Origin of the sequence: Pseudomonas sp. NFACC42-2 (assembly GCF_900116055.1) — a bacterium.
In the GTDB taxonomy this organism is placed as follows: Bacteria; Pseudomonadota; Gammaproteobacteria; order Pseudomonadales; family Pseudomonadaceae; genus Aquipseudomonas; species Aquipseudomonas marginalis.
In genome coordinates this window covers 44,322-54,629 of the sequence record NZ_FOZO01000030.1, presented here as the reverse complement: position 1 = coordinate 54,629, position 10,308 = coordinate 44,322, and the positions used below count along the sequence as shown (strand labels likewise).

The 10,308-nt window shown below is 60.4% G+C and carries 10 protein-coding genes; 6 read left to right on the top strand and 4 right to left on the bottom strand.

All coding sequences use genetic code 11. From position 1 onward, the window contains the following. Positions 1–492: 492 nt before the first annotated feature. Both rhtA and BM416_RS29205 read left to right on the top strand, forming a co-directional pair. The gene (rhtA, locus tag BM416_RS29210; protein ID WP_027607139.1) at positions 493–1,380 is read left to right on the top strand and encodes a threonine/homoserine exporter RhtA; all 888 of its coding nucleotides are present in this window, start codon (positions 493–495) and stop codon (positions 1,378–1,380) included. Positions 1,381–1,545: 165 nt separating this feature from the next. Beyond that, positions 1,546–1,827 (top strand): hypothetical protein, encoded by a 282-nt coding sequence (locus tag BM416_RS29205; RefSeq protein ID WP_027607138.1) that lies wholly within the window; start codon positions 1,546–1,548, stop codon positions 1,825–1,827. A gap of 106 nt (positions 1,828–1,933) precedes the next feature. Here the strand turns inward: BM416_RS29205 and BM416_RS29200 are convergent, their stop codons facing one another. The 3 genes from BM416_RS29200 to BM416_RS29190 all read right to left on the bottom strand — a co-directional run bounded on the left by BM416_RS29200 (position 1,934) and on the right by BM416_RS29190 (position 5,446). Further along, a complete protein-coding gene (locus tag BM416_RS29200) occupies positions 1,934–3,742 on the bottom strand; it encodes an aminopeptidase P family protein (RefSeq protein ID WP_092490291.1) in 1,809 nt (602 codons plus the stop codon). A 39-nt stretch (positions 3,743–3,781) separates the two neighbouring features. Continuing rightward, positions 3,782–4,942: a cysteine desulfurase family protein gene (locus tag BM416_RS29195; RefSeq protein WP_092490290.1), complete on the bottom strand. Its 1,161-nt coding sequence runs from the start codon at positions 4,940–4,942 to the stop codon at positions 3,782–3,784. A 234-nt stretch (positions 4,943–5,176) separates the two neighbouring features. Further along, a complete protein-coding gene (locus BM416_RS29190) occupies positions 5,177–5,446 on the bottom strand; it encodes a hypothetical protein (RefSeq protein ID WP_092490289.1) in 270 nt (89 codons plus the stop codon). A gap of 400 nt (positions 5,447–5,846) precedes the next feature. On the opposite strand from BM416_RS29190, the gene msuE reads away from it, so the two are divergent. The 4 genes from msuE to BM416_RS29170 are packed head-to-tail and all read left to right on the top strand — an operon-like array spanning position 5,847 to position 9,918. Beyond that, positions 5,847–6,410: an FMN reductase gene (msuE, locus tag BM416_RS29185; protein WP_092490288.1), complete on the top strand. Its 564-nt coding sequence runs from the start codon at positions 5,847–5,849 to the stop codon at positions 6,408–6,410. 9 nt (positions 6,411–6,419) lie between these two features. Next, positions 6,420–7,559 (top strand): FMNH2-dependent alkanesulfonate monooxygenase, encoded by a 1,140-nt coding sequence (gene ssuD / locus BM416_RS29180; protein ID WP_092490287.1) that lies wholly within the window; start codon positions 6,420–6,422, stop codon positions 7,557–7,559. A 55-nt stretch (positions 7,560–7,614) separates the two neighbouring features. Then, complete coding sequence (locus tag BM416_RS29175) at positions 7,615–8,802, top strand: acyl-CoA dehydrogenase family protein (protein WP_092490286.1); 1,188 nt, start codon at positions 7,615–7,617, stop codon at positions 8,800–8,802. A 12-nt stretch (positions 8,803–8,814) separates the two neighbouring features. After that, positions 8,815–9,918: a sigma-54 interaction domain-containing protein gene (locus BM416_RS29170; protein WP_092490285.1), complete on the top strand. Its 1,104-nt coding sequence runs from the start codon at positions 8,815–8,817 to the stop codon at positions 9,916–9,918. Here BM416_RS29170 and BM416_RS29165 read toward each other — a convergent pair. Then, entirely contained in the window at positions 9,907–10,272 is a 366-nt protein-coding gene (locus BM416_RS29165) for an antibiotic biosynthesis monooxygenase (RefSeq protein ID WP_092490284.1), read from the bottom strand. The two genes, BM416_RS29170 and BM416_RS29165, sit on opposite strands and share 12 nt — an antisense overlap. Between the last annotated feature and the right edge of the window lie 36 nt (positions 10,273–10,308).

Genomic DNA, 10,308 nt, shown 5'->3' with positions numbered 1-10,308 from the left:
CAGCCTCATTTGCTGTCAAGTGATTATTTTCAGAAGCTTTCGAAGATTTCTTCAACAACTTCAACCACTTGCGCTTGCGATCTCTCGTCAGCGGGAGGCGAATTCTACAGCGTTACACGCTGCTGTCAACACCTCTTTTTCTCCGCTTTCGACCGAGAAGATCGAATCGTTAATAGTGTCAAACAACATGACGCCATCAACTCCTTCTGGGCTTCGATGAACTGAAGCAATCCGCTGCCTTATTCTGCATAACTCGTTGTTTACCAAGGAGTTTTACGTTTCGACTGCGCCGGAAGTGGGGCGAATTATAGACGTCCAGAATCTGCCGTCAACACTTAATTTGGTTTTTCTATCAAAGTGCCTGCCAACCTTCAAATCCCTCTATATAGAGAAGGTCTCGCTGTCGATTTGAGCAATATATTGCTCAAAGCCGAACGATTAAGCATCATAGCGGCCCCTGATTCTCGAATATGACCTCGGACGAACGCCCCAATGACCACCTCCCCCCGCAGCTTGGCCTCGGCATTGTTTCCTGTCGGCCTGCTGTTGATCGCCATGGCCTCCATCCAGTCCGGAGCCTCACTGGCCAAGAGCATGTTCCCGATTGTCGGCGCCCAGGGCACCACAACCCTGCGCCTGATCTTCGCCAGCGTAATCATGTTGCTCATCCTGCGACCATGGCGCGCCAGGCTGACCGCAAAATCCCTGCGCACCGTGGTCGTTTACGGCATGGCCTTGGGCGGCATGAATTTCCTCTTCTATATGTCCTTGCGCAGCGTTCCCTTGGGCATTGCCGTAGCCCTGGAATTCACCGGACCGCTCGCCGTCGCGATCTACGCGTCGCGCCGAGCGGTAGACTTCCTGTGGATAGCACTGGCGATCATCGGCCTGCTCCTGTTGATTCCCATGGGGGAAGCCAGCAGCGGAATCGACCTGGTCGGCGCGACCTATGCTTTGGGGGCGGGGGCTTGCTGGGCACTCTACATTCTGTTCGGACAGAAAGCAGGCAACGACAACGGCGTCCAGACCGCAGCCCTCGGCGTAATGATCGCTGCCCTGTTTGTCGCGCCCATCGGTATCGTCCATGCCGGCACCGCATTACTGACCCCGGCATTGATTCCGGTCGCCATCGGTGTCGCGATCCTGTCAACGGCACTTCCCTACACCCTGGAGATGGTAGCGCTGACACGCCTCCCCGCCCGCACCTTCGGAACACTGATGAGCATCGAGCCTGCTTTCGGTGCACTCTCAGGACTTTTCTTCCTGCAGGAGCACCTATCCCTACCGCAATGGCTGGCCATAAGTTGCATTATCATGGCCTCGGTAGGCGCGACACTCACGATGCGCAATGACTCCAAGCCGCTGGTTCCGGCGGATTGAATCATCAGTGAAAGTTGCTCTGGTATTTGCTGCGTATTTAGGCCATGTTTAAACTGCAAACGAATGTCATTCATGGAGTTTTTCGACAAGGACAGCGCGAACGCTACACTCGAGAGCGAGTAGAGCCGACTTCGAGCATTGTGAAGTGGCTATATAAGGATGGGAATGAAGCGAATTTTGATACTGTTAATGGTCGTGGCTATTGCTGGCTGTGCCGCGACTACCAAGACAGAAGTAAAACGCGGCAAAAAAGGGCTGCATATCAACTGTTCCGGCCTGTCTTCTTCCTGGGACCAGTGCTACACCAGTGCAACCAACTCTTGTGGCGCCAAGGGCTACCGGGTTATCGCCAAGTCCGGTGACAATTCCGAGGAGCCAGGGGACTACCCCTTCGGCCTAAACCCTGCCGGCTATACCAGCCGCAGCATGATCGTCATCTGCAAGTGATCTCCTCCGAGCAGTCACCAGCGACTGCTCATACACATGCCTGATACAACGCCGCCCCTTCGCGGCGCTGCAACTGAATTATTGCAGCTCCTGATTTTGCACCCGGTCAAATAGCCGTCGTGCGCACCTGCAACCACTCCAACGCAGCACCGCTGAGCAGCGGGCTCAGGCGTTCACGCACCTCGGCGTGGTACGCATTGAACCACTCGCGCTCTTCCACCGTGAGCAGCGACGCCTCCAGGCAACGGGTGTCGATCGGGCACAAGGTCAGGGTTTCAAACGAGAGGAACTCACCAAACTCGGTCTTGCCTGCCTCGCGGTTCAATACCAGGTTCTCGATACGCACGCCCCAACGTCCAGGGCGGTAGGTGCCCGGCTCGATGGAGGTGATCATCCCTGGCTGCATCGCGGTTTGCGGCGCAGTGGCGGCCTGGTAGGCGATCACTTGTGGGCCTTCATGCACATTGAGGAAATACCCTACGCCGTGCCCGGTACCGTGGCCGTAGTCCACGCCTTCGGCCCAGATCGGCGCACGGGCAATGGAATCCAGCAGCGGCGATAGAATCCCTTTGGGGAAATGCGCACGTGACAGTGCAATCACGCCCTTCAGCACACGGGTGCAGTCACGTTTCTGTTCGTCGCTCGGCGTACCGATAGGCACCATCCGCGTGATATCCGTAGTGCCGCCCAAATACTGGCCACCCGAGTCGATCAGCAGCAAGCCATCGCCTTCGATTACCGCATGCTCTTCTTCGGTGGCGTGGTAATGCGGCATGGCCCCATTGGCATTGAACGCTGCAATGGTATTGAAACTCAGCGACACATAATCGGGGCGACGGGTGCGCGCAGCCGTCAGGTGTTCATCGATGGTCAACTCAGTGATGCGTTCACGTCCGAGTGCACTGTCCAGCCAGGCGAAGAATTCGCACAGCGCCGCGCCGTCCTGTTCCATGGCTCGGCGGATGTGCTCCGCGTCCGCCAGGCTCTTGCGGGATTTGGCCAGCGTGGTGGGGTTCAACCCTTCGATCAGCTTGACGCCGGCATCCAGGTTTTCCAGCAGACCGGCAGTAACGCGGGCCGGGTCAACCTGCATGCTGGCGCCCGATGGCACCGCACGCAGTGCATCCGCCACGTCGCTGTAGTCGCGCAACGTCACACCATCCTGCGCAAGCACCGCACGCAGGTCAGCGTCGACTTTACTCAGCGCCACAAACAACGTGGCCTGTTGTTGATTGATCAACGCAAACGACACAAACACTGGGTTAAACGAAACATCGCCACCACGCAGGTTGAACAGCCAGGCGATGTCATCCAGGGTGGCGATGAAGTGCCAGTCGGCGCCCTTCTCTTTCAAACTCGCGCGCAGTGCGGCAAGTTTATCGCCACGGCTGACGGTCGCTTGCGGTGGCAGATGCTGATAGATCGGCTGGCTCGGCAAGCTCGGACGGTCTTTCCAAACCGCATCGAGTACGTCGATATCGGTCCGCAGGCGCGCGCCGCGCTCTGCCAGCCTGGCGCCCAAGGTGCGCGCCGACGCGACAGCCATCACCGCACCGTCCACCGCCACCACACCGCCTTCCGGCGTCTGCTCGGCCAGCCACTCCAGCGGCCCGGGCTGACCCGGTTGCAGCTTGACCAACTCAATGCCACTACCCTTGAGCTCCTTGGTCGCCTGTTCCCAGTAACGGCTATCGGCCCAGACACCGGCGAAATCCGCAGTGACAATCAGCGTGCCTACCGAGCCATGGAACCCCGACAACCATTGGCGCCCCTGCCAGTAACCCGGCAAATATTCGGACAAATGCGGATCAGCCGACGGCACCAGCAGGGCGTGAATGCCCTCGCGGCGCATCAGTTCGCGGGTATGCGCCAGGCGCTGGGGAACCGTTCCATGGGTCAAAGGCTGCGTACTCATTGTGTCTCCTGCTAACCACTAATAATTGTTATGTGAAAATCAGACGGCCCAGAACGCCGGTGCGCTGGCCAGTGCGGCCTTGATCAATTGCACGGCCTGGTCGATGTCCTGCTCGGTGGTAAACCGGCCCAGGCTCAAACGTATGGTGCGGCCGGCAGAACGTGCGTCAAGGCCCAACGCAAGCAGCACGTGGGAAGGCGCATTGCTGGCGGAGTTGCATGCCGAGGTCGCCGAAAAGGCGATGCCCGCACTCAACGCAGCAGCGTCGAATTCACCTTCGCTGAACGTAAGGCTGAGGGTGTGAGGAATGCGCTGCGCAGGGCTGCCATTGAGGCGCACGCCACCGACCGTATCCAACTGCTCCAGCAGGCGATGGCGCAAGGCCATGATGACGGCCTTCTCCTGCGCAAAAGACGCCGCCGCCAGAGCGAACGCCGCGCCCATGCCCGCAATCTGATGGGTAGCCAGGGTACCGGAGCGCAAGCCCCCCTCGTGGCCGCCACCATGAATCTGTGCCGACACTTTCTGTTGCGCCCGAGGGCCGACATACAGCGCGCCAATCCCCTTGGGGCCATACAGCTTGTGCGCGGAAAACGACATCAAATCCACCGGCCACTGCGCCAGGTCGATCGCCACCTTGCCCGCGCCCTGCGCCGCGTCGACATGCAACAACGCGCCATGCTCACGCACGCGCGCGCCGATGGCGGGGATGTCATTGAGGGTGCCCAGTTCGTTATTCACCAGCATCAGCGATACCAGAAAGGTGTCTTCACGCAATGCCTCGCTGACGGCCTCGGCGCTGATCAACCCGTCAGCGTCCGGCACCAGGTAAGTCACGGCCACACCGGCTTCCTGAAGCTGCCGCGCGGTGTCCAGCGTGGCCTTGTGTTCGATCTGGCTGGTGATGATATGCCCGCCCGCCACGCCACGCGCCTGGGCAACGCCCTTGATCGCGAGGTTGTTGGACTCAGTAGCACCGGAGGTCCAGACGATCTGTCCAGGTTGTGCGCCGACCAGCTCGGCCACCTGGCGACGCGCCTGTTCAACCGTTTGCCGGGCCGCCTGGCCGAACGCATGGGAACTGGACGCGGGGTTACCGAAATTGGCATTGAAGCCCAGACACTCGACCATCACCTGGATGACGCGTTCGTCCACCGGGGTGGTGGCGGCGTAGTCGAAATACAGCGGACGTTTATTCATGACAGTCAAGACTCGCAGAGCAGGTTCCCGAGAGCAGCGTCTCAGGGGCATCGGCCGGAACAGAGGTCGTCAGGTTTACCGGATCGAATGCCATTAAAGAAGGACAACTTTAAGTAAATGTGCGTAGGAACGCTCCTGAAATTCAGCTTAACAGGCTGAAGTCGTGCCATGGCAAACAAAAAGCCCGAGGTTCCTTCAAGGGAAGCCTCGGGCTTTTTTTTGCGCAGTGCCGACTCAACTGGGACGACCATGCAAAACCACGTTGCGCTCGGCGTTCATTTCGCCCTGGCGATCAAATCCGAAAGGCTTCTGTGGCTGGCCGGTCAGTGCGGCGCGCTGCTGTTGATATTCATCAAACGACAAACCCCGACGGCTCAGCGCTTCCAGGGCCAGTTGCTTGCTCTCTTCGGCCGTGTAGGGACGCAATTCCGGCGATGGATGGCTCGCACACCCGGCGAGTATGGCGCTGACAATCACTAAGCACACAGCAAGAAATCGGTTCATGGCGGTAGCCCTGGGAAGAAGGTTTCGAGTCAATGAACACAGGCTACTCCCGACCTCACAGAGTGAAAAATCACCGTCCGTGATAGTCGCTATCAACCGCCAACACACCCTCGATAGCCATCCCCCTTATATTTCCTTATGATCTATAAATATGGAAATACGTTCATTTACGGAATAAATACAACGTTCTATAAAGGACTTGCACTGCAACTGCACTGTTCGCCACGCAACTGTTTGCCAAGCAACAGCCATTCAACAAATCACCAGTCAGACAACAGCAGCATTTTTCAGCAGTGAACCTGCAACCCACGCCAATCAAGGCCTGCACCCGTTGGTACAGCTCTTGCTCAACAGGTTGCACTCCACCTGCTATGAACCACTGTTGATAAAGGAACTGTTCATGACCCGTCCCCTGAATGTCGTTGCCCTCTCCGGCGGAACCTGGCGCCCGTCCCGTACCCTCGTACTGACCCAAGCCGTACTGGCTGAACTGGCGACCTTGCTGCCGATCCAGACCACCCTGATCGAACTGGGCGACATTGCCCGGCCACTCGGTGGTGCGCTGTCACGGGATGAGTTGCCCGTCGAGGTCGAAGCCCAACTGGTGGCCATCGAACAGGCCGACCTGCTGATCGTCGCCGCACCGGTCTATCGCGGTTCCTACCCCGGCCTGCTCAAGCATCTGTTTGATCTGGTTGGCCTCAACGCCCTGATCGACACACCGGTATTACTCGCAGCCACCGGCGGCAGCGAGCGCCACGCGTTGGTTCTCGATCACCAACTGCGGCCGCTGTTCAGCTTCTTCCAGGCCCTGACCCTGCCGATCGGGGTGTACGCCACCGAGGCCGACTTCACCGATTACCAAATAACCAGTGAGCCCCTGAAGGGCCGTATACGCCTTGCGGCAGAACGCGCAGCACCGTTGTTTGCAGCGCACTCCCCCTCTCTGCTGAAAATCGCATAAGGATTGGTCATGGATGTTTTCTGGTTTCTGCCAACACATGGCGACGGTCATTACCTGGGCACCACCCAAGGTGCACGGCCGGTCACCCTCAATTATCTGAAGCAAGTCGCGCAGGCGGCTGACAGCCTGGGTTACCACGGCGTGCTGATTCCTACCGGCCGCTCGTGCGAAGACTCCTGGGTCATCGCCTCGGCGTTGGTGCCGCTGACCGAACGCCTGCGTTACCTGGTGGCGATTCGTCCAGGCATCATCTCGCCGACCGTTTCTGCGCGCATGGCGGCGACCCTGGATCGCCTGTCCAACGGTCGCCTGCTGATCAATGTGGTCACCGGCGGTGATCCCGACGAGAACCGCGGCGACGGCAGCTTCCTCGACCACAGCGAACGCTACGAAGTCTCCGACGAATTCCTGCAAATTTGGCGCCGCGTATTGCAGGGCGAATCAGTGGACTTCGAAGGTAAACATCTGCGAGTGCAGAACGCCAAGGCGCTTTACCCACCGGTGCAAAAGCCTTATCCACCGTTGTATTTCGGCGGTTCCTCGGATGCCGCCCACGACCTCGCCGCCGAACAGGTGGATGTGTACCTGACCTGGGGCGAACCGCCCGCCGCCGTCGCCGAAAAACTCGCAGATGTACGTGAGCGCGCAGCCCGCCACGGGCGTACGGTGAAGTTCGGCATTCGTCTGCACGTGATCGTGCGCGAGACCGAAGAGGACGCGTGGAAAGCCGCCGACAAACTGATCGAGCACATCAGCGACGAAACCATTGCCACCGCGCAAAAATCCTTCTCGCGCTTCGACTCCGAAGGCCAGCGCCGCATGGCCGCCCTGCATGACGGGCGCCGCGACAACCTGGAAATCGCCCCCAACCTGTGGGCCGGGGTCGGCCTGGTACGCGGCGGTGCCGGTACCGCGCTGGTGGGCAACCCCCGGCAAGTGGCCGAACGCATCAAGGAATACGCCGACCTGGGCATCGAAAGCTTCATCTTCTCCGGCTACCCGCACCTGGAAGAAGCCTATCGCTTTGCCGAGCTGGTGTTCCCGCTGCTGCCGGAACCCTATGCCAGCCTGGCCGGACGCGGCATCACCAACCTCACTGGCCCGTTCGGCGAAATGATTGCCAACGATGTTCTGCCAGCCAAGGCCTGATCGGCGCAGCGGCGGGAGCGGCATTGGTCGTTCCCGCTTATAAAGAGGAAACCCCGTGACAGCCAAACCCCATAGCGTCCTGCCATCACCGTTGCAGACCGCCAGACTGCTGGCCGCCGAATTCGCCCTCACTGCCGTCGAGCGCGACGAGCGCGGTGGCACCCCCAAGACCGAACGTGACGCCCTGCGCCAAAGCGGCCTGCTGGCCCTGAGCATTCCCACCCAATACGGCGGCCTCGGCGCCCCCTGGAGTGACACCCTGGCCATCGTGCGCGAGTTCGCCAAGGTCGACAGCTCCATTGCCCACGTCTTCGGCTTCCACCACCTGATGCTCGCCACCGTGCGCCTGTTCTCGCGGCCGGACCAATGGCAACCCTGGTTCGAACAGACCGCGCGCAAAAACTGGTTCTGGGGTAACGCCCTCAACCCATTGGACACACGCACCGTGGTCAAGGACTTCGGCGGCTGGCGCGAGTTCTCCGGCAAGAAGAGCTTCTGCTCCGGCGCCAGCGACTCGGAAATGCTGATTGCCTCGGCGGTGGATGAAAGCGCCGGCGGCAAGCTGCTGATCGCCGCCATTCCCAGCGGGCGCAGCGGCATCACCCTGCACAACGACTGGAACAATATCGGCCAGCGCCAGACCGACAGCGGCAGCGCCAGCTTCGAACGGGTGCGCGTCGAGGAGTCGGAATTGCTGCTCGACCCGGGCCCGCTGAGCACGCCTTTTGCCTGCCTGCGCCCGCTGATCGCCCAGTTGACCTTCACCCATATGTTCCTCGGCATCGCCGAAGGTGCCTTCGAAGAAGCGCGCAACTACACGCTCACCGAGACCCGTTCCTGGCACAAGTCCTCAACCGAAGACGTGCGCCAGGACCCTTACGTGCTGCATCACTACGGCGAATTCTGGGTGGCCCTGGAGGGTGTGCGCCTGTTGGTGGAACGCGCTGCCGAGCTGCTCGACCAGGCATGGGCAAAAGGCCCCAACCTCAGCGAAAACGAACGCGGTCAACTGGCGATTGCCATTGCGACCGCCAAGGTCGCCGCCACCCGCCAAGGCCTGGACCTGTGCAGCCGCCTGTTTGAAGTCACCGGCGCGCGCTCCACCCACGCATCCCTGCGCCTGGATCGTCATTGGCGCAACCTGCGCACGCAAACCCTGCACGACCCGGTGGATTACAAGCTCCACGAACTGGGGGACTGGGCGTTGAACCAATCCCTGCCGATTCCGACGTTCTACTCATAAAAAGAGGTGCCCATGCAGCTTCTAACCTTACCGCCCTCGCCCGCCCTTGCGACGTCGATCCGCGCCACGGCCCAGGTCTTCGAAGACCCGAAATCCAAGGCGCTGCTCGACCACATCCAGCAAGTGGCACCCAGCGAAGCCAGCGTGCTGATCATCGGCGAGACCGGCACCGGTAAAGAGCTGGTGGCGCGCCACATCCACAACCTCAGCGCGCGGCGCAACCGGCCGTTCGTGGCGGTGAACTGCGGGGCGTTCTCCGAATCCCTGGTGGAAGCCGAGTTGTTCGGCCATGAAAAAGGCGCGTTTACCGGCGCCCTCAGCGCCAAGGCCGGCTGGTTCGAAGAGGCCGATGGTGGCACCTTGTTCCTCGATGAAATCGGCGATTTGCCGATGCCCATCCAGGTCAAGCTGCTGCGCGTCCTACAGGAGCGCGAAGTGGTGCGCCTGGGCTCGCGCAAGAGCATTCCGATCGATGTGCGGGTACTGGCTGCGACCAACGTGCAACTGGAAAAGGCCATCAACGCCGGGCATTTCCGCGAAGACCTCTACTACCGCCTCGACGTCGTCAGCCTCGAGCTCAGCCCGCTGCGCGAGCGCCCCGGCGATATCCTGCCGCTGACCCGGCATTTTATCGAAGCCTACAGCCAACGCCTGGGCTACGGCCCGATCACCATCAGCCGCGAGGCCGAACACAAGCTGAAGAGCTACAGCTGGCCGGGCAATATCCGCGAGCTGGAAAACGTGATTCACCACACCCTGCTGATCTGCCGTAACGGCGTGATCGAACGCGACGACCTGCGCCTGTCGAACATGCGTATCGAGCGCCAGGACGACAGTCAGCACGGCATCGACAACAGCGCCGAGGCCTTGCTGGAGCGCGCGTTTCAAAAGCTCTTCGAAGAACAGGCCGGTGCCCTGCACGAAAAGGTCGAAGACGCGCTATTGCGCGCCGCCTACCGCTTCAGCCATTACAACCAGGTGCACACCGCCAACTTGCTGGGCCTGAGCCGCAACGTCACGCGCACGCGCCTGATCAAGATCGGCGAGTTGGCGGTGAACAAGCGCCGGCCGGGGGAAAACGTGCAGGGCGAGCGCATGCTGCACCTATCCATTTAGCCGGCAGTGCAACGCGTTGTCATGGCTGCGCTCGAAACTGCGCAGTACCTGGAACGAACCAAAGGTCACGGCCGTGGCCTGGTGGGCGCGAATCAGCGTCCAGAAATCTTCCTCGCCGTGCTCAAAGCATTGGAACGCCGCTTCGCCGTCCTCGCGGGAGCGCCATTGCAGGTAATTGAGCACCCGCCGCCCGTCTTCGCTGACCTGCACGCTCGCGTTGATAAAGCCGCCATGGCCCTGGGCCAGGCGTTCACTTTGGGTGGACAAGGCCGCCACCAGCGCCACTTGTTGCTGGGGCACGATGTGAAACTCGATCAGTTGAGTGAAACTGCGATTCTTCTCTGATACCGGCATGAATACTCCCCTTTCTCTGTAGGCATAATCTTGTGA

Excerpts from the sequence above, each read along its gene's own strand:
- BM416_RS29195 (WP_092490290.1), bottom strand. The coding sequence starts at position 4,942 with ATGAATAAACGTCCGCTGTATTTCGACTACGCCGCCACCACCCCGGTG.
- BM416_RS29165 (WP_092490284.1), bottom strand. The coding sequence starts at position 10,272 with ATGCCGGTATCAGAGAAGAATCGCAGTTTCACTCAACTGATCGAGTTT.
- BM416_RS29170 (WP_092490285.1), top strand. The coding sequence starts at position 8,815 with ATGCAGCTTCTAACCTTACCGCCCTCGCCCGCCCTTGCGACGTCGATC.
- BM416_RS29190 (WP_092490289.1), bottom strand. The coding sequence starts at position 5,446 with ATGAACCGATTTCTTGCTGTGTGCTTAGTGATTGTCAGCGCCATACTC.
- ssuD (WP_092490287.1), top strand. The coding sequence starts at position 6,420 with ATGGATGTTTTCTGGTTTCTGCCAACACATGGCGACGGTCATTACCTG.
- BM416_RS29205 (WP_027607138.1), top strand. The coding sequence starts at position 1,546 with ATGAAGCGAATTTTGATACTGTTAATGGTCGTGGCTATTGCTGGCTGT.
- rhtA (WP_027607139.1), top strand. The coding sequence starts at position 493 with ATGACCACCTCCCCCCGCAGCTTGGCCTCGGCATTGTTTCCTGTCGGC.
- msuE (WP_092490288.1), top strand. The coding sequence starts at position 5,847 with ATGACCCGTCCCCTGAATGTCGTTGCCCTCTCCGGCGGAACCTGGCGC.
- BM416_RS29200 (WP_092490291.1), bottom strand. The coding sequence starts at position 3,742 with ATGAGTACGCAGCCTTTGACCCATGGAACGGTTCCCCAGCGCCTGGCG.